Origin of the sequence: Thalassobacillus sp. CUG 92003, assembly GCF_013618635.1 — a bacterium.
GTDB lineage: Bacteria > Bacillota > Bacilli > Bacillales > Halobacillaceae > CUG-92003.
Genome location: NZ_JABLSJ010000003.1, coordinates 143,551 through 170,273 on the forward strand (window position 1 = coordinate 143,551; position 26,723 = coordinate 170,273).

Here is a 26,723-nt window from a genome sequence, read left to right on the forward strand (position 1 = left end):
CCTCCAATAATTATTTTGTCCATCTTAACACAAGCAGCATTTTCACGCATTACTGTTTTGAAGGGAGTTATAAAATTGACACAACCTAATATCGGCATCATCAATGCAATGGTAAGGATTAGTGCAGGATTGACTATGGTCAGTCTGTTTTCCGTTCGACTCACTAAACGTCCTGGGTCCATCAGAAATTATGCCATGGTCGGTCTGGGGGCTATGAAAGTGGCGGAAGGGGTCGTGCGCTACTGTCCGGTGACAGCGATGGTCGAACATTCGCAAAAACAAGACGAGTTATACAGCGAAGAGCCTGCAGATTTATCCTAAAATTTGATGCACCAAAAATAAGGGACGCAAAGTAGCTATTTTGCGTCCCGTTTCAATATAAAGGAGTGAATGTTCCATGGATATCTTTGAATACTTGATTGATGTCGGCTTCGTCATCATCGCCATCATCGGCACGATTTCTGCCTTAATCTATGTTCTTCTTCATCGCAAACGAAGCCGGCAATGATGCGCTTGGCCCGATATCTTTGCGGTAAAAAAAGGCCGGTGTGTCATCGAAGACCGCCAGACTTTGATAGATTGCCTTAAAAGCGTCAGGTAAACGATCCGCTGTCGCCTCTGCCAGTAAAACTCTTCCCCCGGCAGATACATACTTCCCGCCATCTGTTTCGGTCCCAGCATGAACAAAATTACCGTTCGCAGATGACAAGTCAGGGAGAGCAACGCCTTTATCATAGGAACCTGGGTAGCCCGTAGATGCTACAACGACGCCTCCACAATAACGGTCTTTCCAACTCAGCCCAGGATTTCGGCCGTCCATAACAGCTTCAATGACTTTCGTCAGATCATTGTCTAATAAGGGTAAAACCACTTGGGTTTCCGGATCCCCAAACCGAGCATTGAATTCGATTACTTTTGCTCCCTGGTCTGTGGCAATCAACCCCGCATACAAAATGCCGGTAAAGCCGTGCCCTTCAGCGAGCAAAGCCTCCGCAGCCGGCTGCAGAATCGTCTGCACATCGTGCTCGATGTCAGCATGACTAAGGCCGGGGACGGGAGCGAAGGCTCCCATCCCTCCGGTGTTTGGTCCTTTGTCTTGATCAAACGCTCGTTTATGATCCTTGGCCGGCAGCATCGGATAGACATGGTCTTCATGAACAAACGCCATCAGGGAGTATTCTTCGCCTTCTAAAAATTCCTCAATGACAATTTCCCTGCTTGCCTCGCCGAATTGGCCATGAATTAGCATATCCTCTGCTGCACGTTTTGCCTCACTGACGGATTCAGCCACAACAACACCTTTCCCAGCAGCCAGACCGTCCGCTTTAATAACAATCGGCGCACCGACGTCTTCAATGTAAGCTAAAGCCGGATCAAGCTGCGAAAATGCCTGGTAGGCGCCGGTAGGGATCGACCAGTTGTGCATGATTTCTTTGGCATAGCGCTTACTGCCTTCGATTTTCGCAGCCGCTTGGGTCGGTCCGAAAATGCTCAGCCCGGCATTTTGAAATGCATCCACCACGCCGTCCAGCAATGCTTGCTCGGGTCCGACAATCGTCAGGTCGACTTCGTTCTGACGTGCAAAGTCAACGAGAGCATCACGATCGCTTTCATCAATCACGACACGATCCGCTTCGCTCTCCATGCCGGCATTCCCCGGCACTGCGAAAATCGTTTCGACGCGATCGCTTTCCGATAGTTTTTGGACAATGCTATGTTCCCGGCCTCCCCGGCCGATGACCATCACGTTCATGGTTCAACACTCCTTCATTTAATGTTTGAAATGACGCATACGGGTAAAGACCATGGCTATGCCATGTTTGTTGCACGCATCAATGGAGTCCTGATCACGTTTGGAGCCTCCAGGCTGAATGATAGCTTTGACACCTGAGGCAGCTGCTGTTTCAACCGTGTCCGGCATCGGAAAGAAAGCGTCAGATGCGAGTATGGCGCCTTGTGCTTTTTCGCCTGCCTGTTCAAGCGCGATTTTAGCTGCACCTACGCGGTTCATTTGACCTGCGCCGATCCCGAGCGTATGATCAGCTTTCGCTATGACGATCGCATTGGACTTCACATGCTTTACGACCTGCCACCCAAGCCGAAGATCTTCCAATTCTTGCTCCGTCGGTGTACGGTCCGTCGCTACTTCCAATTCCACTGTATTCAGGTTTCCGTCGTCGACCTCCTGAACGAGCAGACCGCCGGCGACCGACGTTAGTTTATGTTCGTTTTCTTCTTTGCCTGTCATATCAACAACAAGGAGTCGGATGTTTTTCTTTTTAGTCAAAATACGGTGCGCCCCGTCACTAAAGGACGGCGCAATGACGATCTCGAGAAAAATCTCATTCAATTTGGCGGCCGTTTTTTCATCCACTTCACGATTTAACGCTACGATGCCGCCAAAAATCGAGACAGGGTCCCCTTCATAGGCTTTTTCATAAGCAGAACTGATATCTTCAGCCGTTCCCACGCCACACGGGTTCATATGCTTCACAGCTACTGCGGCGGGCCGGGTGAATTCAGTGACCACTTCAAGGGCAGCATTAGCGTCTTGGATGTTGTTATACGAAAGCTCTTTTCCGTGCAGTTGCTCGGCTTGTCCGAGAGAGGCGCCAGTGTAATTTGCTTTTTTATAAAAGGCTGCCGATTGATGCGGATTTTCCCCGTAACGCAACGATTGGACCTTCTCATAGCTGACACTGTACGATTCAGGATAAGGCTCTTCGGTTAAGCCAGCGAAGTATTCGGCAATAAAGCTGTCATATTGAGCGGTGTGACGGAACACTTTCGCTGCGAGTCTGCGCCGTTCTGAAAGCGTCAGTGTCTCGTCCGTCAATCCTTGCAAAACCGTTTCATAATCGCCAGGATCCACGACAACTGTGACGTCCTGAAAGCTTTTAGCAGCTGCTCTGAGCATGGTGGGGCCGCCAATATCAATATTTTCAATCGCTTCACTTTCCGCCACGTCTGGGTTTGCAATCGTTTCTTCGAACGGATATAAGTTGACAACGACGAGGTCAATCGGCTCAATATCGAGCTCTGCCAGCTGGTTCATGTGCTCAGGATTCTCTCTTTTTCCAAGCAGGCCGCCGTGGATAGAAGGATGCAGCGTTTTGACTCGGCCATCCATAATCTCAGGGAACCGGGTCACCTCGGAAACAGAGCCGACGTGAAGCCCTGCCTCTTCCAGCAAACGTTTCGTCCCACCTGTGGAGATCAGGCTGTAGCCTGCCGCTACTAAACCACGGGCAAACGATTCCAGCCCTTCTTTATTTGACACACTGAGTAACGCCCTTTTCTCGTTGCTCACAAAGACTCCTCCTTCATGCTTAAAGATTGGATAACCTCTGGATACAAGCGGTGTTCGACGGCTTGTATCTTTGCTTGCAGACTTTCTTTCGTATCGTCATCGGCTACCGGCACCGCTTCCTGTGCGATGATCGGACCTGTATCCATGCCATCATCGACGTAATGCACGGTCACGCCTGTCATTTTAACTCCTTTGTCCAGGGCTTGTCCTACAGCATCTTTACCGGGGAAAGCCGGTAGCAAAGAAGGGTGAATGTTGAGGATGCGCTGCTGATACGACGCGAGTAATGTCGGGCCGATCAAACGCATATAACCCGCGAGGATGATGCCATCAATATCATGCGCCCTGCAAGCTGAAAGGACGTGTTCTTCATAGAGCGCTTTCCCGTCAAAATCTTTCGGCCTAAGAACCAGCACAGGCACACCCGCCTGTTCAGCTTTGGCTATCACCGGTGCCCCCGGCCGATCGCAAACAACGAGCTCCACTTTTGCATCAAGTGTCCCAGCCTGTTTGGCTTGCATGATGGCATCAAAATTACTTCCAGTTCCTGAGGCAAAAACGGCGAGCTGTTTCATAGCCATTGGATACCCTGATTCTCTGTGACATGCCCCATGACGACTGGTTCTTCTCCAGCAGCTTGCAACGCTGATAAGGCTGTATCTACATCATCTTGGGCTACCACCAGGCTCATACCGATTCCCATGTTAAAGACGCCATACATGTCATCTTCCGTAAGCTTGCCGTGGTCCATCAAAAATTGAAAGATAGCTGGGATCGACCACACGCCACGGTGAAGCTGCACGCCTAGTCCCTCCGGCAATACACGGGGGATATTTTCCTCGAAACCGCCGCCTGTAATGTGAGAAATCCCTTTGACGGTCACAGCTTGTTTCACGGCCTGGATGGCTTTCGTATAAATTTTAGTCGGTGTGAGCAGCACCTCTCCTAGGGGATGATCCAAACCAGGATAGGTTGTGTTTAAATCCAGTTCGCGCTCAGCCACAACGCGACGGACGAGGGAAAAACCATTTGAATGGACCCCGCTAGACGGAAGGCCAATCAAGCAATCGCCCGCTTCAATGTGTTCCCCTGTAATCAAGCCCGCTTTATCCGCCATGCCGACCACGAATCCGGCGACATCATACTCCTGTTCATCGTACACCCCGGGCATTTCTGCGGTTTCGCCCCCGACAAGCGCACAACCGGATGCTTCACATCCATCAGCGATGCCTTTCACGATCTGCTCGATTTTGTCTGGCTCATTTTTTCCACAGGCAATATAATCGAGAAATAATAGTGGATCTGCACCCTGGGCGATAATATCGTTGACACACATGGCCACAGCATCGACCCCGATCGTATCATGGCGGTTCATGAGAAAGGCCAGTTTCAACTTGGTTCCGACCCCGTCTGTGCCGGTCACCAGGACGGGGTGCTGGTAAGAAAACGAACTGATATCGAACAGCCCGGCGAACGCCCCTATGCCACCGATGACTTCAGGGCGCGACGTGCGGGCGACATGTTTTTTCATGAGGTCAACCGCGCGGTAACCGGCTTCCACATCAACACCCGATTGTTTATAATGATCGCTCATAACGCTCCCTCTCTCTGTTTAGGCTTTTTCATATGGCGGCAACGTACTTGGATAAATTTCCGTCGGGTAATCCCCGGTAAAACAGGCTTGACACCCGCCATGATCCAAGGAATTCTGGCCTTGATAGATGGCATGATCGAGGCCATCGACAGATAAATACGCGAGACTATCAGCGCCGATGATCTCTTGGATTTCGTCTAAATCGTGCTTAGCTGCGATGAGTTCTCCCCTAGTGGAAGTGTCAATGCCATAGTAACAAGGGTTGACGATCGGCGGGGAGGCAATCCGGACATGGACTTCTGTCGCTCCCGCTTCCTTCAGCATTTTGACGATACGCCGGCTCGTTGTGCCCCGCACTATCGAATCATCGACCATCACCACACGTTTGCCATCGACAATGCCGCTTACAGCAGACAGTTTCATTTTCACACCTTGTTCCCTCAACTCCTGTGAGGGCTGAATGAACGTACGGCCCACGTAACGGTTTTTAATTAACCCGAGTTCATAGGGCAAGCTTGCTGCCTCAGCGTACCCGATTGCAGCTGAAATACTGGAATCCGGTACACCGGTGACGACGTCCGCTTCAACGGGCGATTCTTCGGCAAGTTTCATCCCCATCCGCTTTCGAGACGTGTGCACATTAGTGCCATCAAGATTGCTGTCCGGACGGGAAAAATAGACATATTCCATCGAGCATAGCGTCCGTTGAATCTTTTGAGCGAAGCGTTTCGTTTCCAGGCCATCGTCACTGACCACCAGAAGTTCGCCTGGTTCTACGTCGCGTAAATGCGTGGCCCCGACGACGTCAAACGCGCACGTTTCCGAGGAAAAGACGTATGCATCACCGATTTGGCCGATCGACAACGGCCGCAGCCCGCGCGGATCGACGGCAATGAACATTTGCTCTTCAGTCATCATCATGAAACTGTAGGCGCCTTTGACCATAGATAGGGCCTGGCTTAACGCCTCGGTCAAATTCAAATGGCCGCTTCGCTTAATGAGATGGGCGAGCACTTCTGTATCAGACGTCGTCTGCAAAATACTGCCCTGTGCTTCTAGCTGGGTTTTTAAGGCTTGAGCATTAACCAGGTTACCATTATGCGCAAGCGCTAGGCTTTCTTTTTGTGAACGGAATAAGAGCGGCTGCACATTTTCATAGCCGCGATCGCCGTATGTCGCGTATCGAACGTGTCCGAGGGCTTTATCCCCTTGCAATTCCTGGACTTGATCCTGCTTGAAAACCTCCGTAATCAAGCCTTGCCCTTTGGCCAGCTGCAATTCTTCCCCGTTGCTCGTTACGATACCGGCTCCTTCCTGACCTCTGTGCTGCAAGGCGTGCAAACCGTAATACGTGATGGACGCTGCTTCTTCATGACCCCATACACCAAAAATTCCGCATTCTTCGTTTAGGCCTTTGATTTCACCAAGCATGGAATAGCTCCTTTCCAAGTGTCTCGCAATGATGTTGTTGGCTCTTCCACAATTGTCCGACCACTTGAGGTAAGTGTATAAACACCAGAATCCGTGACGGTGCCGATCTGTTTCGCTTCCGGCACCATCGTTTCAAATGCTGCAACATTTTCCTGAGCGACAGAAACGACAAAGCGAGATTGCGTTTCAGAAAATAGTTCCGTCGTGAGGTCCCCGTCGACGTCCACCTCACAACCTAAACCGTTAGTGAACATGCTTTCCGCAAGGGCGACAGCTAGACCGCCTTCTGCCACGTCATGGGCAGACTGAAGCAACCCGGCTGCAATCGCCTGCTGCACCGCTTGTTGGCGGGCAAGTTCCGTTTCTAAATCAAGCTCCGGGGCCTGGCCGAAATGCTGACCTTCTAGGAGCCCTTGCAATTCACTGCCTCCGAATTCAGGACGCGCATCCCCAAGCAAGAAAATGACGTCTCCTGGCTCTTGGAAATCAGACCGGGTAATGTGTTCAAGGTCTTCGATCAATCCGACCATGCCGACGACGGGCGTCGGGTAAATGGCCTGGCCGCCGTGCGCTTCGTTGTACAAGGAAACGTTTCCGCTGATGACGGGTGTATTAAGCGTCCGGCATGCTTCACTCATCCCGTCGACGCTTTTTTCCATTTGCCAGTAGATTTCCGGGTTTTCAGGCGAACCGAAGTTTAAGCCGTCCGTGATACCGAGTGGTTTCCCGCCTGAGCAGACAATATTTCGTGCTGCTTCAGCCACGGCAATTTTCCCGCCTGTCTCAGGGTCAAGGTAAATGTAGCGTGAGTTGCAATCCGTCGTCATCGCCAACGCTTTACCCGTTCCGCGAACTCGGAGTACAGCAGCATCCGAGCCAGGAGTGACAACGGTATTCGTCTGTACCATGGAATCGTACTGATCATAGACCCATTCCTTGCTGGCAATGGTGGGCTGCTTTAACAGCGCATGCAGCGTCTCTGAGAGGTCATCAATGACCGGGTAATAAGGGTCCCGCTCCTGGTTTTCCGTGAAATAAGCCGGTACTTGAGAAGGCTGGTGATAGACAGGTGCGTCTTCTGCCAGCGCATCAACAGGAACATCCGCGATGACCACATCGTGATGACGCAGACGGAATTGGCGTTCTTCTGTCACATGCCCGACAGCCACGGCTTCTAGATCGTATTTATCGAAAATATCAGCAATCTCCTGTTCACGACCGGTTTCTACAACAAGCAGCATGCGTTCCTGAGATTCAGACAGCATCATTTCATAGCCGGTCATGCCGCGTTCACGCTGTGGGACTAAATCTAAATTCATCTCCATGCCTGTGCCGGCTTTACTAGCCATCTCACTTGCAGAGGACGTAAGACCGGCTGCCCCCATATCCTGAATCCCGACGAGCGCATCGTGATGAATCACTTCAAGGCACGCTTCGATCAACAGTTTCTCCATAAAAGGATCGCCGACTTGCACAGATGGCCGCTTACTCTCCGATTCTTCTGTAAGCTCTTCGGAAGCAAAAGTTGCGCCATGAATGCCATCACGACCTGTTTTCGCTCCAACGTACATGACGGTATTCCCAACGCCGGATGCGATGCCTTTTTGTATATCCTGGTGGTTAATCAAGCCGACACACATCGCATTGACTAGCGGATTACCCGCATAAGCATCATCAAATTGTACCTCTCCACCGACAGTCGGCACGCCGACACAATTACCATACCCGGCGATGCCATGAACGACCTCTTCAAACAAATACTTGACGCGCGGATGTTTCAGCGAACCGAAGCGAAGCGAATTCAACAGTGCGATCGGGCGGGCACCCATGGAAAAGACATCGCGCAGAATTCCGCCAACCCCTGTCGCGGCGCCTTGATACGGTTCGACAGCCGAAGGGTGGTTATGGCTCTCAATTTTGAAGACGACGGCTTGCTCATCCCCGATATCAATCACTCCAGCGCCTTCCCCCGGTCCCTGAAGAACGTGAGCGGCTTCTGTCGGGAATTTGCTTAATACAGGTTTGGAATTTTTATAGCTGCAGTGCTCCGACCACATGACCGAAAACAAACCGACTTCTGTATAATTTGGGCGGCGGCTCAGGATGGTCTTAATGCTGTCATATTCCTGATCGCTCAAGCCCATCTCCGCGTAAAGACGGTTTTCTTCAATTTTTTCCGGATTGACTTCAAGCGTTGATGGCATAATGATCCCTCCAATACGTTACGATCGACTGGAATAAACGAAGCCCATCTTCATTGCCAAGCAGCTGCTCAACAGCGCGTTCCGGGTGCGGCATCATCCCGAGTACATTCCCTTGTTCGTTCAATATGCCTGCAATATCGCCGACCGAGCCATTCGGGTTGGCTGCATACGTAAACGCGATTTGCTGATTAGCTTGTAAACGCTCGTACGTTGCTTCATCACAAAAATAGTTGCCATCTCCGTGAGCAATCGGAAGGCTGATTCGCTCATTTGGCGCATACTGACGTGTAAACATGGATTGATTATTTTCAACGACCAATTCTTCAAAATGACACATGAATTTCAAATCACGGTTCGGCAGCATGGCGCCTGGCAGGAGACCAGCTTCAAGCAGTACTTGAAACCCGTTGCATACACCGAGAACCGGTTTGCCTTCATCAGCCGCCTTGATGATTTGCCTCAAAATTCCGGACGTGGACGCGATGGCTCCTGAGCGTAGATAATCGCCATACGAAAATCCTCCCGGGAGCAGCAGCGCATCATAGTCTGTGAGGTCGACATCATCCTGATACCAGACAAGCTCGGCTTCCTCTCCTAAGCTGTCTTTTACAGCGAAATACATGTCCCGGTCGCAATTAGAGCCTGGGAACACGAGCACAGCAAATTTCACTCAGGATACCTCCTCGATCATATAGGAATAATCTTCAATTACGGGATTGGCAAGTAAGCGGTCGCACATCTCATCCACTTGCGCGTCCAGATTGCCTTCATCGTTCAGCAAGACTTCCATATATTTTCCAACCCGAACATCCGCCACGTTGTCGTATTCCAAAGCATGCAGGGAATTTTGTACCGCTTTTCCCTGAGGATCCAGGACCCCTTCTTTGAGCGTAATGTAGACCTTCACTTTATGCATGTGCTTTCTCCTCCAGTCGCTGTAAAATAACTTCGTAAACGTCGACCAAATCGCCTAATCCTTGACGGAACACGTCTTTGTCCATTTTTTCGCCTGTTTCCCTGTCCCACAAACGGCAGGTATCAGGGGAGATTTCATCCGATAAGACGAGCGACCCATCCTGTCGTCTGCCAAACTCTAATTTGAAATCCACGAGCTGCAGATTCACATCGGCGAACAACGATCGTAATTGTGTATTCACGGTAAGTGTCATCCGCTTCAGTACGTTCAGTTCTTCTTCGGTTACATCTGCCAGCAAATAAGCGTGTTCATCATTGATGAGCGGATCGTTAAGATCGTCATTTTTATAAAAAAGTTCAATGAGAGGAGAGTCGAACGGCTGCTTTTCTTCCAATCCGAGCCTTTTGACGATACTTCCAGCTGCCACGTTGCGCACGACGACTTCCAAAGGGATGATGGTCGTTTTTTCAACAAGCTGCTCTGTGTCATTCAACGTTTTAATAAAATGCGAGCGAACATCATGCTGGTGCAAATACGCAAACACATTGGCGGAAATCAAGTTATTCAAGCGGCCTTTGCCATTAAACTGATCCTTCTTCTTGCCATTGAAAGCGGTCGCATCGTTCTTATAGGATAAAATGAGCTGCTCCGCTTCACCTTCCACACGATAGACCTGCTTGGCTTTTCCTTCATACAGCAGCGATCCTTTCATCAATACGTCACCCTTTCTGCTCGCTTTTATTCCAATCCGATCCGTTGAAAAATCCGGTCGACGTTTTTCAAATGGTGGGTATAGTCGAAACATGCTTCAATTTGTTCCGGGCTCAATGTGGCGGTGATGTGGTTGTCCGCCTCGACCAGTGTCCGGAACGGGATGCCCTTTTCCCAAGCTTCCATCGCTTTGGGCTGGACGAGATCATAGGCTTCCTCGCGCACCATGCCTTCATCGATCAGGGTTAACAGCACCCGCTGGGAGAAGATTAAGCCATATGTTTTCTCCATGTTCTGTTCCATATTTTCCGGAAAGACGGTCAAATTTTTCACGATGGTTCCAAAGCGGTTCAACATATAATTCAACGCAATCGTCGCATCAGGTAAGATGACTCGTTCAGCCGAGGAATGCGAAATATCACGTTCATGCCAAAGCGCCACATTTTCATAGGCGGTTACCATTTCGCCGCGCAGCACACGCGCCATTCCCGTCATATTTTCTGAGCCAATCGGGTTTCGTTTATGCGGCATGGCCGAGGACCCTTTTTGGCCTTTCGCAAAGAACTCCTCTACTTCCCGCGTTTCCGTTTTTTGCAGGCTGCGGATTTCCACGGCCATTTTTTCAATCGACGTTGCGATGAGTGACAGCGTTGCCACGTAGTGGGCATGGCGATCACGCTGCAGCGTCTGGGTGGAAACGGGAGCCGCTTCAAGTCCAAGCTCGCGGCACACGAATTCTTCAACATAGGGGTCAATGTTGGCGTATGTCCCGACTGCACCTGATAATTTTCCGACTTCAATGCCGCGAACAGCTAGCTCAAATCGTTCCATATTCCGCTTCATCTCTTCATACCAAAGCGCGAGCTTCAAACCGAAAGTCGTAGGCTCCGCATGGACACCATGCGTACGGCCCATCATCACGGTATGTTTATGCTCGCGCGCTTTGTCAGCTAGAATGGATATGAAACGTTCAAGATCACGACGAATGATCGCATTCGCCTGCTTGAGTTGATAGGAAAGGGCCGTGTCCACTACATCTGTCGAGGTGAGACCGTAATGAACCCATTTCCGTTCCTCCCCAACAGTCTCCGAGACGGCTCGTGTAAAGGCGACGACGTCGTGACGCGTCTCTTGTTCTATGTCATAAATGCGATTGATATCGAAACTGGCATCGGCACGAAGTTTTTTTACATCCTGCTCAGGTATGGCGCCTAATTCACTCCACGCTTCACAAGCAAGTAATTCTACTTCCAGCCAGGCCTTATATTTATTTTCTTCTGTCCAAATTTCTCCCATTTCCGGGCGTGTGTAACGATCGATCATGCTATACCTCCTCTTCCTGTCCAATGCGCTCCCAAGCAGCCACAGGGCTCTTTTCGATTAATGTCGTCAACTCCTGTAACGATGAACCTGTCACCGTGATATGCCCCATTTTCCGTTTAGGACGCGCTTCCTTTTTCCCGTAATCATGAAGATGAGCCCACGGCAGCTTTTCCACCTGCGTTTCAAGTAAAGGCTGATGCTGGCCGAGCACATTAACCATGATGGCAGCCGGCAAACTATGGACAGGTAATAATGGCAAGTTGCAAATCGAACGAACGTGCTGCTCAAATTGTGACACATTACACGCTTCGATCGTGTAATGACCGGAGTTGTGCGGACGCGGCGCCATCTCATTCACATAGATGTCGTCTCCCCGCACAAACAATTCCACAGCAAATGTGCCGACAATGCCCATCGTTTCAGCTATGCGCCGGGCTGCTGTCTGCGCTTTTTCCGTGACGTGTTCGGGGACGCGAGCCGGCACTAACGATTGGAACAACATATGATCCCGATGTATATTCTCTGCGACCGGGAAGAAGCAGATTTCTCCCCTGGGACTCCGCGTGAACACCTGGGATATTTCGCAGTCAAAATCCAACCACTGCTCGACAATATAGGGGTCACCCGGAACGATAAAGTTTCTGGCAGATTCGATATCTTCATAGTCTGCTAGTTTCACTTGCCCTTTGCCGTCATATCCGCCGCTCACCGTTTTAATGACCGCCGGCAAGCCAATGCGCTCGAGCGCTTGTTGGCAAGCATCAAACGAGGTGACGATCTCGTATGAGGCAACGGGCAGATCCGCTGCGGTCGCCACTTCCTTTTCCTTCTGCCGATTTTGGGTCACTTCCAACGCATAAGCACCCTGGGGAAGCTTGTCCTGTTGTTCAAATATCCGTGCCACATCAAGGTCGACATTTTCAAACTCATACGTGATCACATCACTGAGGTCGCTAAGCTGATGCGCTGCTTGCTGATCATCATAAGAGGCGACGATATGATGGTCGGCTACCTGCGCGCACGGACAATCCTCCGACGGATCCAACACGGCAATCCGGTAACCCATATGCTTCGCTGCTACCGCCATCATCCGGCCAAGCTGGCCACCTCCGAGAATTCCGATCGTCTGTCCGGACCATACTTTAGTCATGGTGAAGATCACTCCTCATTTGAGCTACTTTAGATTTCATATCCTCCCGATAATGCATGAGGCGTTCAGCTATCGTTTCATCAAAAGCACCGAGCATCTCAGCTGCCAATAACCCCGCATTCTGAGCGCCGGCACTGCCGATGGCTACCGTTGCCACGGGAACACCCCCGGGCATTTGGGCGATAGATAACAAGGAATCCATACCTTGCAACGCCTTCGACTCAACAGGTACGCCGATGACAGGCAAGGTGGTCTTCGAAGCTACCATTCCTGGTAAATGTGCAGCCCCGCCAGCCCCGGCGATGATCACTTTCAACCCTTTCGATCGTGCATTTTCTGCATAGTTGAACATATCTTCCGGTGTGCGATGCGCGGAAATGATTTCTTTCTCATAATCAATTTCCAGCTCCTCTAGCACATCACACGTTTTTTGCATGGTTTCCAAGTCCGATATACTTCCCATGATGACCCCAACCTGCGCCATCTCTCATCCCTCGTTTCATTTGAAATATAGCGATCTTTTAAAGTGAAGTGCTGCATTCGACCATAAAAAAACCTGCTCATAACTCCCCTCACAATGAGAGAAGATGAACAGGTCGCTCCAAACGTGCCCACGTGACACGTGCGGCCAAGCTTTCACCTTCCCTCATAGTCCAGCTATTTACGGTAGCCGGGTAGAAACGGTCGGGCCATATCCCCGAGATTATATGAGGTTCTGCTATGCATGTCTATCCACATCATAGCAAGGTTCAATTATGCTTGTCAACGCGAATGACGAACAATAATATCTTTACATTAAATTAATGTTCGGTTTTTACTGTTTTACAGCCTGAAATACGATGGTACGGCTGATCGGTTCCATGGTTTTTTCCCCATTTTGTTCATGTTCTTTAAAAATCGGTTCTTCCGTACGTCTAATAGGCACATACCCATCTTTACGCATCCGTTCAAGACACGCATCAATGGTTTCGTCTGCTTTCACTTCATATCGCATCTTCTTGTTTTTCGCCACTTTTTTTAATCTTTCCTTTCTTCACTTGCTTCACCCAGAATCCGCCGTGGATTTGTTTAGGTTCATAGGCAATGATAAATGCCTTCGAATCTATTGAACGAATTGTATCATATAACTTAAGCTCATATTTACGAGGCGTTAAAATCTGCATAGCTAGACGATCGCCTTCCATTCCGTAAGCGAACCAACTCGTGACACCATAGCCTAAATCGCGCAGTTTACGGGTAAATTCAATATCAGGGTCTGAAGAAATGACGTTAACGGTGATGTAGCCGAGCGCTAATTTCTCTTCAATTTTCATTCCTACAATGACACCCAGGGCATAACCTATAGCGTAGGCAATAACGTTCTCAATTCGATCTAAATTTTCCAACACAAGCCCGAGTCCCACAATGTACACGACAATCTCGAACATACTAATAAACGCGGCAAAATACCGTTGGCCCTTTAAGGTGAAAATCATGCGAATCGTAAAAAACGATACGTACACAATGTTCACCACAAGGATGATCGTCACCATCACGAGCGGATTTTCCAGCATTGCACAGCCCCCTGTACCCCTTAAATTTTTACTTTCCCGCAAACAGGTTATTCACTGTAACGCCCATTCATGCATATACTATATACCACGATTGAATATGGGCACAATGAATTTTTTCCATAACTTACAAAAAGTTGAAGGGGGCCCTGCCATGGACCAATTCCATGATTGGAAAAATAACTTAGATCGCTTTTTTGGGCAAGATTTCTGGAATGAATTTGAGGGAGTGATCAAACCTCCCATACCTGCCATGAACATGTACCAATATGACAATGAGGTTTTGTGCATATTTGACATCCCGGGCTTAGACGATGCTAAAAAAGTCGATGTGTATGTCGAACACGCGTCGCTCACGGTAAAAGGCATGGTCGAAATTGATCATCGCGGCGGCCAGCAAATCAAATCCGAACTTCCCCAGGGCGTCTTTGAACGAACGATCACCCTTCCTTTCGCTGTACGCAGTGACAAGATACAAGCGACTTACCGAAATGGCCTCCTGACCATTCAGCTCTACCGCTGGATTTCCGATAAAAGCAAAAGCCAACGGGTGCCGATTCGCTATTTAGAAGACTGATCCTATCATATGGATGACAAGAGCTGGGAGAAAACTGAATGACCTACAAAATGCCGAACGGTCACCAAAACGTTCGGCATTTTGTGTGCTAAGCATCCTTTATGCTTGGACGATTCGCCTCCTTATATGGGCGGTTCTGCTCGCTGCTTGGGCGGTTTTGGCCCCACTTGGGCGGTTCCGGGTCCAATATGGACGATTATGGCCACTTGTTGGGCGATTCCCTATTTCAGGGTGTTCGACTACCTTATTTGGGCATTCTTGCTCTTCCTTTATATCATTCTAGTAATGCTTTACTCTCATTACGATAAGAAAATGAAATAAGCCACGAAGATGACAAACAACACGTACATAACGGGGTTGATCTCCTTGACTCTTCCCTTTAATAACATGGTGATCGGGTAAAAGATGAACCCGATCGCGATTCCTGTGGCAATACTGTACGTCAGTGGCATGGTGATGATCGTAAAGAATGCCGGCACCGCAATTTCGAATTGGTCCCATTCAATCTGCTTCAGAGAAGAGGCCATCAACACCCCCACGATAATTAAGGCTGGGGCAGTCACTTGGGCCGTCACTACGTTCAAAAGCGGCGCAAAAAATAAAGCCAAAATGAAGAAACCTGCCGTGACGACCGACGTGAATCCGGTTCGTCCACCGGCCCCGACCCCTGCAGTGGATTCAATATAGGACGTCGTTGTCGAAGTACCTGCCACAGCACCGACCACTGTTGCAGCCGAATCGGCAAACAGCGCTCTGCCTGCTCGCGGCAATTTATTATTTTTCATGAGGCCTGCCTGGTTGGCTACGGCTACCAGGGTGCCTGCTGTATCAAAGAAATCAACGAATAAAAACGTTAAAATGACGACTAACATTTGCAAGGTGAAAATTTCACCAAAATGGGTGAACGCCGCTCCAAAGGTAGGCGTCAGACTCGGAACAGCTCCGACCACATCATTCACTCCGGTCGGAGGCGCGATCAGGCCGGTCACCATGCCGGCGATGGACGTGAGGATCATGCCATAGAAAATCCCGCCTCTGATGCCGAGAGCAAGTAAAATCACCGAAGCGAAGATGCCGAAAATAGCCAGCATCGTCGTCGGCTCGGCCAAGTTGCCTATGGTTACGAGTGTATCGTCGTTCCCCTGGATAATGCCGGAATTTTGAAATCCGATGAAAGCGATGAATAAGCCGATACCAGCTCCCACTGCCATTTTCAAGTTAGGCGGAATAGCATTGATGATTTTTTGACGCAGGCCGGTTAAAGTTAACACAATAAATATAAGTCCAGACGCTAAAACACCGGCCAGAGCCGTCTCCCACGGAATGCCATAGCCTAACACGACCGTATAGGCAAAAAAGGCGTTCAATCCCATCCCGGGTGCCAATGCAATCGGATATTTTGCCACCAGCCCCATCACTAACGACCCTACTGCAGCCGCTATGGCCGTGGCTGTAAACACAGCACCTTTATCAATCCGTGTTACCCCTTCCGGCAGCTGTTCCACACCATCAAGTGCCAGCGTTGACGGGTTAACGAACAAAATATAAGCCATGGCCAAAAACGTGGTCATACCGGCCATGAATTCGATGCGATAATTCGTACCGAGTTCTTTAAATTTAAAGAATTTCTTCACCTTGAATCCTCCCTATCTCCTGCACCGCGTATACTATAGAACAAAGGCGCAAGCAAGCGCCCCTGGAATTCCGACACGCATAAGCAAAACACCAGGAAGAAGGTGGTCTTTTCCTTCCGCAGGGTGGGTTGCTTATGTCACGAGGAGCCGGACGTGGCTTATGAGGGATGTGTTATTCACAGGCCCAAATCCTATAGTTTCCTAAGCAAACAAAAAAAGCACGCTTGACTGTGAGCCAAGAGTGCTACCTACGTTACCTGAAGAATCGCCAAGGAGGCTGCTCGCCCAGACCTCGCCAATCCACCAACGTAGTCAGACCATTTACGGTAGCCTGGTAGAAACTCATGGGCCCTATTCCCATTATTATACGACGGTGCGTTTATTCATTATTGTCATCCTATATCTTACAAGGGTTATCCATAATCGTCAAACGAAACCCGAACATTAACAGCTTACTCACCCTTAATGTTCGCCCGCATTAAACATTATTCCCATTCAATGGTTGCTGGCGGCTTGCTGGTTACATCATAGACAATCCGATTGACGTGATCCACTTCATTCACGATACGGTTCGAGATTTTCTCAAGTACATCCCACGGAATGCGTGCCCAGTCAGACGTCATCCCATCGATTGACGTTACCGCTCGAATGCCGACTGTGTGATCATAGGTGCGCGCATCGCCCATCACACCAACCGACCTGAAATTCGGAAGAACCGTGAAATACTGCCAAATGTCGCGATCCAACCCAGCGTTCTTGATCTCTTCTCTCAAAATGGCATCGGATTCGCGGACCACTTCCAGCTTTTCTTCCGTTATGTCACCAAGGACACGGATAGCCAGTCCCGGACCAGGAAACGGCTGACGCCACACGATGTCATCAGGCACGCCAAGTTCACTGCCGAGTTTGCGCACTTCATCTTTGAATAACGTATTCAACGGTTCAATCAAATCAAAGTTCATTTCTTCCGGAAGCCCTCCGACATTATGATGAGATTTGATCGTCTGAGCCGTATCGGTGCCGCTTTCAATAATATCGGTGTAAAGCGTACCTTGTGCCAGGAAATCGATATCCTTCAGCTTGGCCGCTTCATCATCGAACACGTAGATGAATTCATTGCCGATGATTTTCCGTTTTTTCTCAGGGTCGGAAACGCCTTCGAGTTTATTTAGGAAACGCTCCTGGGCATCAATTTTAATCAAGTTCATATGGAATTGATCACGGAACGTGTGCATGACACTGTCGGCTTCTCCTTTTCGCAGCAAGCCATGGTCAACAAATATACACGTCAATTGATCGCCGATCGCTTCATGGAGCAAAGCCGCTACGACAGAGGAATCCACACCGCCGCTCAAGGCGCATAACACCTTACGATCCCCGACATTAGCGCGAATCTTCTCGACTTCCATCTCGATCAAATTCTGCATCGTCCAGTTCCCTTCTGCCTCACAGACAGCAAACACGAAGTGACGCAGTAAATCATTGCCATATTCAGAATGACGGACCTCAGGGTGGAACTGCACCCCGTACATGTTCAGCTGATCATGACTGATAGCTGCAACCGGGCACGATGGGCTGGTCGCATCTACCGTAAATCCGCGCGGCGGTTCCACCACTTTATCCGTATGGCTCATCCAAACGGTCTGTTCCGCTGGCGTATCCTGGAACAAAACCGGTTTGTCCTGCACCGAGATGTCAGCTTTTCCATATTCACGCTTCCCGGCTCGTTCTACCTGGCCGGCAAAATGATGCGTCATCAGCTGCATCCCGTAACAAATCCCCAGAACCGGAATGCCCAATTCAAATAAATCCTCGTCACAGCGAAAACTATCCTCGCCATATACACTGTTAGGTCCACCCGATAAAATAATACCCGCCGGATTCATTGCTTTGATTTCATCGGCCGTTAATGTATGAGAATGGAGTTCACTGTACACACCGAATTCACGAATACGCCGCGTAATCAACTGGTTGTACTGACTGCCAAAGTCCAACACTAAAATCATTTCGTCTGGTTGCGTCATCTTGTCTTCAACTCCTATCCGCTTCATTCCATAAAAAAATTCTGCCTTCGCTAAAAAACCATAACGAAGGCAGAAGTATCATTAGACACACGATCTTCTTCTGCCTTCATAGTCAGGATATTTAAGGTATCCCGGTAGAGACTCTCGAACCCTATTTTCGAGGATATATGAAGAACGATCAGCGATTAAATTTTCATTAATTCTAACAGGGCATCAGACGACAATCAAGACAATGTGCGTTTGATTAAATTTTCCCATAATTCTGTGAATCGTTGCGGTTGTTCCGCACGCTGTTCATTCCGGTATAAGATCCGCTCATATTGATGCGTGAGGAATAGCATATCGGAAGACTGATAACGCCGGTCAATGTCCACAGCGTAATCACGCAGCGTTTGATCCGGTTTGCGTGCGTAGCCTTTGTGCGCCAGAACCTTCAACAAGAAATGGTAAGCTCGCTGGTAAGAGACGGCATCATCCGAGTTCCGGAATCTGCGGATAATGTAAGCAGCCATCCATTTATAGCGCGTCACATACAAGCTGACCACAGCGATGATAACCGCTCCCAGCATTCCCCAACGCCACCATCCCTGGTTGTCACCATTATTTAAGTTTCCAGCTGCTCCCGCTTCTTCATTTTGCTCTTGGACTTCTTGCGGGTTGCCTGGGTTGCCTTCAGGTGTTTCCCCGTTTTCACCACCTGCCGGGTCTTCTTCTCCCGATTCATCCATATCAACATGGAAGTCCGTATTATTTGAGAACCCTTTCGTCGGTTCAAACGGGACCCATCCTTGACCAGGGAAGTAAACCTCGACCCAGGAGTGGGCGTTCGAGTTGCTCACTTCATAGACATCGTACGTTTCGCCGTTAATCGAAGCGTCCTCATCCATTTGCTCGCCGCCCGTAAATCCTTTCACCCAGCGAGCCGGGATATCGACTGACCGAAGCAGCACGACCATGGCTGAGGAGAAATTGTCGCAGTAACCCAGCTGTGTTTCAAATAAAAACTGATCGACATAATCCTGATTTTCGCCAGGGGTCGCTACGTCCGTCGTATTATATTCGAAATCATTGCTTGTAAAATAGCTTTCAATGGCTTTTGCCCGATCATAACGATTTTCGTCCTCTTGAACGATTTGCTCAGCCAAGTTTTGCACCCTGCCTGGCAAGTCATCGGGCAGCTGCAAATAAGGCTCCTTAATTTCCTCAGGATCCTCTTCATCATCGGACTGGCGTAACTGATCATACTCAAAGGACGGCGCTTCATAAGTCATCTGATAACTGTCCATTTGAGCAGGGTTGGAGTTGCGCAGCGTATCAACTTCCCCGGTGTTTTCATGCAGACGCATGCTAAATTCATTACTCGGGTTGATGCGATCTACAGTCTCCCCGCCATAAGGGTAAACAAGCTTATTCAAAGCTGCATCATCTGTAAAATCAAGGAAAGTCTGCTCTTCTTCCGTTTCCACCTCATCTGAAAACGTCTGGAAAGAAAGCTGACCATTCTCTAACTCGGACACAGGCTCATCAAGCGTGTCCTCCCAACCTTTTCCCGTATAACGGTCCTTAGATTCGATGCGCCAGTACCGTTCCTGGGGTGCAGTCGCCCGGAATACGGTCGTATCATCCTGGACAAAGGAACCACCGAGCTGTTCATCATTTTCACCATAGCCGACTTTTTGGACCCCGCCGGTGCCGGAACCTGAACCGCCTGTAGCACTCTGAATGTACGGCACAGGGTCAGGCCATTGAGGTGCAAATTTTGGCGCCGCATACCCCGCAGCCGTCGAGACAAGCACGACAGCAATCAACGGCAGCACCCACAGATGGGCTTTCCGTAGTTTGCCGAACGGGATGGACTCTTTTTCCATTTCCTTCGCGAAACTTGAGAGACCCAGCACGAATAACGAGATCACGAACGTCCTGATAATGGCTGATTTTCCATCATACACCGTAAACGTATCCAAAACGGTGACGTAAACGAACGTTAAAATGATGAAAAATAACATGCGTTTGGCAATCACAAACCAATAGTAGAGCAGGTAACTCATTAACCATAACAGCAGGAGAAAGAGGAGGCTGCGGAAAAACGGCGTCATCTCCCACCATTGCTGATTTTGGATCACCTGGCTGTTAAACACAATTTGGTCCGAGACCACCCTGAACCAATCACGGCTAAAAATGCGTTCCATGATATAAAGCCCATCCAAAATAAAAACAAGACCAATAAATTTCAAGGGAATGGAAAACCACCAATTAACCTGCAAAAACGAAATAAAGAAACAGAACGCAGCGTAAATGGTAAAAATCGCCACGTCTTTCGTCTCCGTTATTTGCTCAAGCGGACGCAGCCACTCCCAAAATAAAAAGAAGCCGCCAACGTAAATCAGGATCTGGTAGATGAACTGTTGTTGATTGCGGGACATCCCATTCATTACGTGTTCACCTCAAATTCTTGTTGAATCAGCTGCTCCTCTGTCAATACATTGACGGTCACACCTTTATAGGACAACTGTTTAAGCAATTGATGATTCCCAAACGTCATATCATCTGAAGGATGGATAAAAAAAAGGATGACGCGTTTACTTTTCTGCATCAATTTCTCAATCGCTTTCTGCATATTCCCATCGATACGCGAGGTTACAATCATGGAAATCAACCCGCTCGGGAGCTGTCCTTGTTCTCTCTCGAGCTGTTGAGCAAACGGGATCCGTCCAATCGGCTTCACTTGTGCCAAATGACGTTGAATCATTTGCTTTTGGGAATAATCCTGGTGGAGCGGGAAGTAAGCTGCTCCATCGCCCAAAGTCATAAACGCGAGCTGAGAGGACGACTTTCGCAACTCTTCCAGCAGCGAAGCACACAGTTCAACGCAGCCTTCGAATGCAAGCCGATTCAGATTAGAATGATAGACAGCATTCAAGATCAGCATCATCTCGACGCTTTTTTCCTGTTCAAATTCTTTCGTCATGATCGCATTCTTCCGCGCCGTCGCCTTCCAATCAATCCAGGAAAAACGGTCTCCCGGCATATATTCGCGTACCCCGGTGACAATGTTCGTGTTTTTCTCATTCAAGGTAATTGAAGGACTCGCCCCGCGATCAAAGCTATGCACACGCTCTTTTAAACGTACCTTGCGCTGGTAAGGAAAAACGAGCAAACTGCTTTCATTCTGGCTCACATGTTCTTTTTTCACAAAGCCAAAAAAATCCCCGGTTTTGATCCGCAGCGCTTTCAACTTGTGTTCCCCGCGCGGCAAATCAGGCAGCTCATACGTATAGCGGATCGTCCGTTTGAACCAGGGGAATAAGACACGCTTGACTTTACGCGGCTGCTCCATATAATCGGGCTGATTGATATAATGGTATTTTTCTAAATGCGTATCGGTCTTTTTCAAAGAGTCAGGAAAATACTCCTCGATCACACAGTAGTAGATTGGAAACGCATACCGCCGTTTCAGGATGACTTCTACTTCCACCTTTTCCCCGGCTACCGCCACGCGTTTGGATAAATGCCGTTCAATTTCCCAATTTGAAATCGGATAGACGAGCAAAGCAAACATGTAGATCAAGAAGGGAGAGAAGGCGAAAAAGAGAAACCAGCTGACAAACCCTCCCTGGAACATGGCATATGAAAAGAGAACTGCAAAGATGAGCAGAACAAATGCCAATTTAGCAAAGAAACCGGCCTGTCTCATTCATTGACATTCCTTTTAACAGGAATCGACACTTTGCTCAGCTCTTCTTCAATGATGCCTTCTGGAGAGGAGCCTTCAAACTTGGCCTCCGAAGTGAGGATCATGCGATGAGCTAGCACATAAGGGGCTAAAAATTTAATATCATCCGGCACGACATAATCACGATCATGGATGAATGCATAAGCTTTCGCCGCTTTCATTAAGGCGATGGAACCCCGGGGGCTGACACCTAAGTAAATCCCTGGATGCTGCCGCGTCGCTGTCACAATATCAATGATGTAACGGTTGACGGTTTGATCGACATACACATCTTTGACCTGCTGCTGAAGGCCGACCAATTCCTCCTTACTCATCACCGCTGCAGCACTCTCAATCGGGTGATCGCCAGATGTCCGTGTCAACATCTCCATTTCCTCTTGCTCCGTCGGGTACCCCATCTTCAGCTTCAAAAGGAAGCGGTCCAATTGAGCTTCCGGAAGCGGATAAGTGCCCTCATATTCGATGGGATTTTGGGTAGCCATCACAAAAAATGGCTCATTCAAAGATACCGCTTCCCCTTCGACAGTTATGCTCGTTTCTTCCATCCCTTCCAATAAAGCCGATTGCGTCTTAGGCGATGTCCGGTTAATCTCATCCGCAAGAACCACATTGCCCAAAATCGGCCCGGGACGAAACTCGAACTCAAGCTCCTTCGGGTTGTAAATGGATACCCCGGTCACGTCAGACGGAAGTAAATCAGGCGTAAACTGAATCCGCTTAAAATCACAATCCAATGATTTTGCCAACGTCTTCACGAGCATCGTTTTCCCTACCCCAGGCACATCCTCGAGTAACACATGCCCCTTGGCAAGCAGCGCGACAACACTTAACAACGCCGCTTCTTCTTTTCCGATCATCACCTTGCGTATATTCGACAAAACCTCTCCTATTTTAGGTTGATAGAGATATGTTTGCTGGGTCATCAACTAGACTCCTCTCCTACATCTATTTTCATATTATTTAAAATTTTTGCCTATTCTAACTATACTACATGACAGCAATCCCGACAAAGAATCTTACTGTTCTCCCTCTTTTCTAGTAAAACTTTCCTCTTTTCTTCCATTATAACGAAAATTTTGTCACGAAAACCCATTATTGTGTCGTTTTTTTATTAAATTTATTGTCACAGAACATAGTCGCAAGCGTCCCGGGAGCTCCGACACGCATAAGCCAAACACCAGGGTTGCTTATGTCGCGAGGGGCTGGGCGCTAATAGGTATGTGTGATCCACAGGGCCCGAATTTTGTAGTTTCCTAAGCAATAAAAAAACGTCCAAAGGAAAGACAGTACTTCCTTTGAACGTTCTCATTTTTGTCTGCTTAGACCGTTTGATGCGACTGACTTGTTTCAATCACAATCTCGTCAATCTTCCACTCACCATCTGATTTCACGAACATAAAGTTCATCGTCATCTTGCCATGCAAATCACTTTGATGTTCGCTTGTTAATTCGTATTGCTGATCATTTACCTTTTTAACGTCATAATTCGCATCCTCATTGAATTTTGGATGACCGTCTTTTGGAATCAAAAACAACCCTTCATCTGATTCATTCACATAACCTTCAAAGAAATGACGTGCCGCATCCTCCGTCATGATGTCAGCATAAACATTGTACAATTCTTCTTTCGTGGAAATGGATTTGAAAGGATACCCTTGATTGGCCTTAGAGAATTTATTGAAATTAACCTCAGATTCTATGCGATCAAAAATGCGATTATAATCATTCAGCACATCTAAGAAAACCTCATCCTTAACTTGATCCGAACTCCTATCACCAGACTCATTTTCAGTCATTTGCTCAGTATCTTCTATAGCAGGGCTGCTTTGATTTTCAGAGGAAGTGTCCTGGTCGACTTCTGTCAGGCTACCCGTTGGCTGCGTCAACAATAAATCCGCTTCATCCGAAACCTGCTTCTCCTGTTGGTTCACAGCTGCTTGCTGTTGTGCCTCTGAATTGGCGGTTCCACAACCGGCCAAGAGCAGAACAAAAGCGGAAGCTGCGATCATGAAATGTTTCAAAACAAACACCCTTTCAATATAGTTCTACCCTTTAGACGTGTGAGGTTCGCTTAATGTTTCATTTTTGTTACAAATTTATTTCGATTGTTACAAAATGCCTAGTGCTTGATTGATTGTTCATTTATCATATTCCCCTTATGTAACAAGACATAACCGGTTGGAAGCATTCTTTTTATATAAACTCTAGTAGAGTCTTATTAACTGCGGGAGCTCAGTAAACCTCCTGAGATACCGGTGCCTCTTGCGATTCATGGAGATTTATCGTCGGTTCCTGCTCGTTTATCATCGGTTCCGCCTTATATATCATCGCTTCCTCACCACTTATCGACGGTCCGTCTCATTTTATCGTCGCTCCACGCATTATCGTCGGTTCTGCCTCATTTATCATCGCTTCCTCACCGCTTTTCGGCGCTCCGCCTCATTTTATCGGCACTCCGCACTTTATCGTCGGTTCCGCCTCATTTATCATCGCTTCCACACCGCTTTTCGGCGCTCCGCCTCATTTTATCGGCACTCCGCACTTTATCGTCGGTTCTGCCTCATTTATCATCGCTTCCTCACCGCTTATCGCCGGTCCGTCTCATTTTATCGTCGCTCCACGCATTATCGTCGGTTCCGCCAACTTTATCATCGGTCCGACAGAATTTATCGCCAGTTCATAGCGTTGACCTCAAAAAACCTCGGTTAAATAACCGAGGTGGTCAAACTTAATAACTAACGAACGCTGCTCCGACGATAATCAAAAGAATGAACAGCACAACAATTAAGGCAAAGTTACTGCCTCCACCGTATCCCATATAGTTCCCTCCTTTATATTGGATTCCCTATATCTTATATATCTGGAGGATATCCGGAAGTGTGAGCGCCCTCTTACCAAGAAAAAAAGTTGCACCCAATTCTACCTTTTACTAGGGGAGCACCCTTTCCATTTCCTGCTTCTGACGTACCATAATGTAATATGGCTAAAGGAGGTGGAACGTTTTGTCAAGTTATGCTAGACAACGACAAATCAGAGATTTGGAAATTAAAGCTGAAAGCCTCCGGGCCGAATTGCGCGAATTGCGTCACATGCAAGCCCAGCAAGAAAGTCACTCACACATACAAACATTTAAAAATGAAGATAAAGTGGAGTTCAAAAATATCGGTAACCCTAAAATCACGATTGAAAACGACCAGGACGCTTTTATCATTTTAGTTGTGCTGTTTTTAGCCTTCTCCGGGACCATTTCGCCAGCTGAGGTCCCTGCATTGAAAGCGATGCTCCAGTCACTAAGCTAAGTCTACTTATTCCCTTACGCATAGGGGGGCTGGAGGTCAGTCAAAGGAGGTGAACATCTATGTCGTGTTATGATGATTATCGGAAAATCAGTGAACTGGAGACTGAAATTCAAGAACTAAAAGATCAGCTGCAAGCATTACGTCAATGGCCACCCAAAAAAGATCAGAAGAAGGGTGTCAAAAACGAAGATAAATTTTACGTCAAAGATATTGGAAACCCAGAAATTAAAATAAAAAATGAACAAAATATTTATGCTTTTGTAATCGTCCTGTTTCTCTTTTTGCAATTGGGCGGATTAGCTAACGGGGCTGAACCAGAGAATGGTCCGGGAGAAGTTGATGCTGAGGTATTGACGATGGTTAAAAACCTACTTGCCAATCAATAAATAACAAGGTGAGTCGACCACTGACTCACCTTTTCGCACTTTTTTTCTGATCAACCCCCTCATCTTGAGTCAACATGTCGAAACAATGTAGGGACCCCTAGAAATTTTCAAGAGGCGCTCTTTTTTTAGAGCGTCTCTTTTTTGCTTTAACGCGGTGATTATAAATGATAGAATTCCAAATGTTTTTGTCGAATAATCAACACTTCTTGCTTCTCATCTGGTATTATAGAACTAGGGCAAATTTTACGAAAGTAACAGACGCAAAGACATGAACCTATGGGCTAAGCTACAGTCGCCAGGCTGCACAAGTATTCGACATCATCCTTTCCCAGTTTGCCTAATTACCAGTGAAGGGGATTTTACCATGAAAAAAGTAATGGTCGTTGACGATTCTCCGTTCATGCGCCAGCTGCTCACGGACCGGCTGACATCTTATGGCATCGAAGTGGTGGCCGAAGCATCAGATGGAACGAAGGTCATTCCGCAATATAAGGATTATCATCCCGACATCGTATTGATGGACGTCACCATGCCTGGAATGAGCGGATCCCAGGCCGTTAAAAAGCTGCTTGAACACGACCCTGCAGCCAAAGTCATTATGTGTTCAGCTTCCGGGCAAATGTACCTTGTAAAAGAAAGCATCCACATCGGCGCAAAAGATTTTGTCATCAAACCTTTTTTCGACAACCTCATATCCACTGTTCATGAAGTTGGCCAAACCTAACTTAACCACTGCACATACGCCCACTCCATCTTCAACTTCACCATGCTACACTACATAACTGAAATGTCGACAAATGACCAGGATATATGCGGCGTCTCAGACCACGGCCAGAGCCATTTCGTTTTACAGTTGCTTTCCACTCAGGCGTTTTTATCAA

Annotated in this window: 27 protein-coding genes and 4 riboswitches; of the genes, 6 read left to right on the plus strand and 21 right to left on the minus strand. The window is 48.2% G+C overall.

The annotated features are described in order from the left end of the window. Nucleotides 1-75: 75 nt before the first annotated feature. Nucleotides 76-321, plus strand: coding sequence for a YgaP family membrane protein (locus tag HOP45_RS05450; protein WP_255437500.1), 246 nt, complete (start codon nt 76-78; stop codon nt 319-321). Between the two features lie 76 nt (nt 322-397). Beyond that, on the plus strand, nt 398-508 hold the full coding sequence (locus HOP45_RS20980) for an EYxxD motif small membrane protein (protein WP_370457954.1): 111 nt from the start codon (nt 398-400) through the stop codon (nt 506-508). Here the strand turns inward: HOP45_RS20980 and purD are convergent. From purD to HOP45_RS05520, 14 genes are all read right to left on the minus strand, one after another. Next, on the minus strand, nt 467-1,753 hold the full coding sequence (purD, locus tag HOP45_RS05455; RefSeq protein ID WP_181347911.1) for a phosphoribosylamine--glycine ligase: 1,287 nt from the start codon (nt 1,751-1,753) through the stop codon (nt 467-469). The two genes, HOP45_RS20980 and purD, sit on opposite strands and share 42 nt — an antisense overlap. Nucleotides 1,754-1,771: 18 nt before the next feature. Further along, nucleotides 1,772-3,310 (minus strand): bifunctional phosphoribosylaminoimidazolecarboxamide formyltransferase/IMP cyclohydrolase, encoded by a 1,539-nt coding sequence (gene purH / locus HOP45_RS05460; protein WP_181347912.1) that lies wholly within the window; start codon nt 3,308-3,310, stop codon nt 1,772-1,774. Continuing rightward, on the minus strand, nt 3,307-3,891 hold the full coding sequence (gene purN / locus HOP45_RS05465) for a phosphoribosylglycinamide formyltransferase (protein WP_370457955.1): 585 nt from the start codon (nt 3,889-3,891) through the stop codon (nt 3,307-3,309). Before purN ends, purH begins: the two co-directional genes overlap by 4 nt. Then, on the minus strand, nt 3,882-4,904 hold the full coding sequence (gene purM / locus HOP45_RS05470) for a phosphoribosylformylglycinamidine cyclo-ligase (RefSeq protein ID WP_181347913.1): 1,023 nt from the start codon (nt 4,902-4,904) through the stop codon (nt 3,882-3,884). Before purM ends, purN begins: the two co-directional genes overlap by 10 nt. A gap of 18 nt (nt 4,905-4,922) precedes the next feature. Beyond that, entirely contained in the window at nt 4,923-6,335 is a 1,413-nt protein-coding gene (gene purF, locus HOP45_RS05475; protein WP_181347914.1) for an amidophosphoribosyltransferase, read from the minus strand. After that, on the minus strand, nt 6,311-8,539 hold the full coding sequence (purL, locus tag HOP45_RS05480) for a phosphoribosylformylglycinamidine synthase subunit PurL (RefSeq protein WP_181347915.1): 2,229 nt from the start codon (nt 8,537-8,539) through the stop codon (nt 6,311-6,313). Before purL ends, purF begins: the two co-directional genes overlap by 25 nt. Then, nucleotides 8,523-9,209, minus strand: coding sequence for a phosphoribosylformylglycinamidine synthase subunit PurQ (gene purQ / locus HOP45_RS05485; RefSeq protein ID WP_181347916.1), 687 nt, complete (start codon nt 9,207-9,209; stop codon nt 8,523-8,525). Before purQ ends, purL begins: the two co-directional genes overlap by 17 nt. Then, nucleotides 9,210-9,455 carry a phosphoribosylformylglycinamidine synthase subunit PurS gene (gene purS, locus HOP45_RS05490; protein ID WP_181347917.1) on the minus strand — a complete coding sequence of 82 codons (246 nt, stop codon included), beginning with the start codon at nt 9,453-9,455 and terminating at the stop codon, nt 9,210-9,212. Then, nucleotides 9,448-10,167, minus strand: coding sequence for a phosphoribosylaminoimidazolesuccinocarboxamide synthase (purC, locus tag HOP45_RS05495; RefSeq protein WP_304650460.1), 720 nt, complete (start codon nt 10,165-10,167; stop codon nt 9,448-9,450). Before purC ends, purS begins: the two co-directional genes overlap by 8 nt. Before the next feature lie 26 nt (nt 10,168-10,193). Beyond that, nucleotides 10,194-11,489 (minus strand): adenylosuccinate lyase, encoded by a 1,296-nt coding sequence (gene purB, locus HOP45_RS05500; protein ID WP_181347919.1) that lies wholly within the window; start codon nt 11,487-11,489, stop codon nt 10,194-10,196. Nucleotide 11,490: 1 nt separating this feature from the next. Next, nucleotides 11,491-12,639 carry a 5-(carboxyamino)imidazole ribonucleotide synthase gene (purK, locus tag HOP45_RS05505; RefSeq protein ID WP_181347920.1) on the minus strand — a complete coding sequence of 383 codons (1,149 nt, stop codon included), beginning with the start codon at nt 12,637-12,639 and terminating at the stop codon, nt 11,491-11,493. Next, on the minus strand, nt 12,632-13,123 hold the full coding sequence (gene purE / locus HOP45_RS05510; RefSeq protein ID WP_181347921.1) for a 5-(carboxyamino)imidazole ribonucleotide mutase: 492 nt from the start codon (nt 13,121-13,123) through the stop codon (nt 12,632-12,634). Before purE ends, purK begins: the two co-directional genes overlap by 8 nt. A 145-nt stretch (nt 13,124-13,268) precedes the next feature. Beyond that, nucleotides 13,269-13,370: riboswitch (purine riboswitch) on the minus strand. Between the two features lie 83 nt (nt 13,371-13,453). Next, complete coding sequence (locus HOP45_RS05515; RefSeq protein ID WP_370457956.1) at nt 13,454-13,651, minus strand: NETI motif-containing protein; 198 nt, start codon at nt 13,649-13,651, stop codon at nt 13,454-13,456. Then, nucleotides 13,623-14,192 carry a DUF2179 domain-containing protein gene (locus HOP45_RS05520; protein WP_181347922.1) on the minus strand — a complete coding sequence of 190 codons (570 nt, stop codon included), beginning with the start codon at nt 14,190-14,192 and terminating at the stop codon, nt 13,623-13,625. The genes HOP45_RS05515 and HOP45_RS05520 overlap by 29 nt, the downstream gene beginning before the upstream one ends. 151 nt (nt 14,193-14,343) lie before the next feature. On the opposite strand from HOP45_RS05520, the gene HOP45_RS05525 reads away from it, so the two are divergent. Further along, complete coding sequence (locus HOP45_RS05525; RefSeq protein ID WP_181347923.1) at nt 14,344-14,766, plus strand: Hsp20/alpha crystallin family protein; 423 nt, start codon at nt 14,344-14,346, stop codon at nt 14,764-14,766. Nucleotides 14,767-15,065: 299 nt separating this feature from the next. Here the strand turns inward: HOP45_RS05525 and HOP45_RS05530 are convergent, their stop codons facing one another. From HOP45_RS05530 to HOP45_RS05560, 7 genes are all read right to left on the minus strand, one after another. Continuing rightward, nucleotides 15,066-16,400, minus strand: a complete 1,335-nt coding sequence (locus HOP45_RS05530) for an NCS2 family permease (protein ID WP_181347924.1) — start codon at nt 16,398-16,400, stop codon at nt 15,066-15,068. Nucleotides 16,401-16,689: 289 nt separating this feature from the next. Next, a riboswitch (purine riboswitch) is annotated at nt 16,690-16,791 on the minus strand. 94 nt (nt 16,792-16,885) lie between these two features. Next, nucleotides 16,886-18,424: a glutamine-hydrolyzing GMP synthase gene (gene guaA / locus HOP45_RS05535; RefSeq protein ID WP_181347925.1), complete on the minus strand. Its 1,539-nt coding sequence runs from the start codon at nt 18,422-18,424 to the stop codon at nt 16,886-16,888. Nucleotides 18,425-18,513: 89 nt separating this feature from the next. After that, nucleotides 18,514-18,615: riboswitch (purine riboswitch) on the minus strand. Nucleotides 18,616-18,648: 33 nt separating this feature from the next. Then, complete coding sequence (locus tag HOP45_RS05540) at nt 18,649-20,856, minus strand: transglutaminase TgpA family protein (protein ID WP_181347926.1); 2,208 nt, start codon at nt 20,854-20,856, stop codon at nt 18,649-18,651. Beyond that, nucleotides 20,856-22,118, minus strand: a complete 1,263-nt coding sequence (locus HOP45_RS05545) for a DUF58 domain-containing protein (protein ID WP_181347927.1) — start codon at nt 22,116-22,118, stop codon at nt 20,856-20,858. Before HOP45_RS05545 ends, HOP45_RS05540 begins: the two co-directional genes overlap by 1 nt. Then, entirely contained in the window at nt 22,115-23,080 is a 966-nt protein-coding gene (locus HOP45_RS05550) for an AAA family ATPase (RefSeq protein WP_181347928.1), read from the minus strand. Before HOP45_RS05550 ends, HOP45_RS05545 begins: the two co-directional genes overlap by 4 nt. Nucleotides 23,081-23,476: 396 nt before the next feature. Beyond that, a complete protein-coding gene (locus HOP45_RS05555) occupies nt 23,477-24,178 on the minus strand; it encodes a hypothetical protein (RefSeq protein WP_181347929.1) in 702 nt (233 codons plus the stop codon). Nucleotides 24,179-24,885: 707 nt separating this feature from the next. Further along, nucleotides 24,886-24,975: a YjcZ family sporulation protein gene (locus HOP45_RS05560; RefSeq protein WP_181347930.1), complete on the minus strand. Its 90-nt coding sequence runs from the start codon at nt 24,973-24,975 to the stop codon at nt 24,886-24,888. Between the two features lie 184 nt (nt 24,976-25,159). Between HOP45_RS05560 and HOP45_RS05565 the strand changes: the two genes are divergently transcribed. The 3 genes from HOP45_RS05565 (at nt 25,160) to HOP45_RS05575 (ending at nt 26,566) form a co-directional block, all read left to right on the plus strand. After that, the gene (locus HOP45_RS05565) at nt 25,160-25,456 is read left to right on the plus strand and encodes a hypothetical protein (protein WP_181347931.1); all 297 of its coding nucleotides are present in this window, start codon (nt 25,160-25,162) and stop codon (nt 25,454-25,456) included. A gap of 59 nt (nt 25,457-25,515) precedes the next feature. After that, nucleotides 25,516-25,842, plus strand: coding sequence for a hypothetical protein (locus HOP45_RS05570; protein WP_181347932.1), 327 nt, complete (start codon nt 25,516-25,518; stop codon nt 25,840-25,842). Nucleotides 25,843-26,067: 225 nt separating this feature from the next. Continuing rightward, nucleotides 26,068-26,150: riboswitch (cyclic di-GMP riboswitch) on the plus strand. A gap of 56 nt (nt 26,151-26,206) precedes the next feature. Then, entirely contained in the window at nt 26,207-26,566 is a 360-nt protein-coding gene (locus HOP45_RS05575) for a response regulator (RefSeq protein ID WP_181347933.1), read from the plus strand. Nucleotides 26,567-26,723: the final 157 nt, after the last annotated feature.

Excerpts from the sequence above, each read along its gene's own strand:
- HOP45_RS20980 (WP_370457954.1), top strand. The coding sequence starts at position 398 with ATGGATATCTTTGAATACTTGATTGATGTCGGCTTCGTCATCATCGCC.
- purD (WP_181347911.1), bottom strand. The coding sequence starts at position 1,753 with ATGAACGTGATGGTCATCGGCCGGGGAGGCCGGGAACATAGCATTGTC.
- purN (WP_370457955.1), bottom strand. The coding sequence starts at position 3,891 with ATGGCTATGAAACAGCTCGCCGTTTTTGCCTCAGGAACTGGAAGTAAT.
- purM (WP_181347913.1), bottom strand. The coding sequence starts at position 4,904 with ATGAGCGATCATTATAAACAATCGGGTGTTGATGTGGAAGCCGGTTAC.
- purF (WP_181347914.1), bottom strand. The coding sequence starts at position 6,335 with ATGCTTGGTGAAATCAAAGGCCTAAACGAAGAATGCGGAATTTTTGGT.
- purL (WP_181347915.1), bottom strand. The coding sequence starts at position 8,539 with ATGCCATCAACGCTTGAAGTCAATCCGGAAAAAATTGAAGAAAACCGT.
- purS (WP_181347917.1), bottom strand. The coding sequence starts at position 9,455 with ATGCATAAAGTGAAGGTCTACATTACGCTCAAAGAAGGGGTCCTGGAT.
- purC (WP_304650460.1), bottom strand. The coding sequence starts at position 10,167 with ATGAAAGGATCGCTGCTGTATGAAGGAAAAGCCAAGCAGGTCTATCGT.
- purB (WP_181347919.1), bottom strand. The coding sequence starts at position 11,489 with ATGATCGATCGTTACACACGCCCGGAAATGGGAGAAATTTGGACAGAA.
- purK (WP_181347920.1), bottom strand. The coding sequence starts at position 12,639 with ATGACTAAAGTATGGTCCGGACAGACGATCGGAATTCTCGGAGGTGGC.
- purE (WP_181347921.1), bottom strand. The coding sequence starts at position 13,123 with ATGGCGCAGGTTGGGGTCATCATGGGAAGTATATCGGACTTGGAAACC.
- HOP45_RS05520 (WP_181347922.1), bottom strand. The coding sequence starts at position 14,192 with ATGCTGGAAAATCCGCTCGTGATGGTGACGATCATCCTTGTGGTGAAC.
- HOP45_RS05525 (WP_181347923.1), top strand. The coding sequence starts at position 14,344 with ATGGACCAATTCCATGATTGGAAAAATAACTTAGATCGCTTTTTTGGG.
- guaA (WP_181347925.1), bottom strand. The coding sequence starts at position 18,424 with ATGACGCAACCAGACGAAATGATTTTAGTGTTGGACTTTGGCAGTCAG.
- HOP45_RS05540 (WP_181347926.1), bottom strand. The coding sequence starts at position 20,856 with ATGAATGGGATGTCCCGCAATCAACAACAGTTCATCTACCAGATCCTG.
- HOP45_RS05545 (WP_181347927.1), bottom strand. The coding sequence starts at position 22,118 with ATGAGACAGGCCGGTTTCTTTGCTAAATTGGCATTTGTTCTGCTCATC.
- HOP45_RS05550 (WP_181347928.1), bottom strand. The coding sequence starts at position 23,080 with ATGACCCAGCAAACATATCTCTATCAACCTAAAATAGGAGAGGTTTTG.
- HOP45_RS05560 (WP_181347930.1), bottom strand. The coding sequence starts at position 24,975 with ATGGGATACGGTGGAGGCAGTAACTTTGCCTTAATTGTTGTGCTGTTC.
- HOP45_RS05570 (WP_181347932.1), top strand. The coding sequence starts at position 25,516 with ATGTCGTGTTATGATGATTATCGGAAAATCAGTGAACTGGAGACTGAA.
- HOP45_RS05575 (WP_181347933.1), top strand. The coding sequence starts at position 26,207 with ATGAAAAAAGTAATGGTCGTTGACGATTCTCCGTTCATGCGCCAGCTG.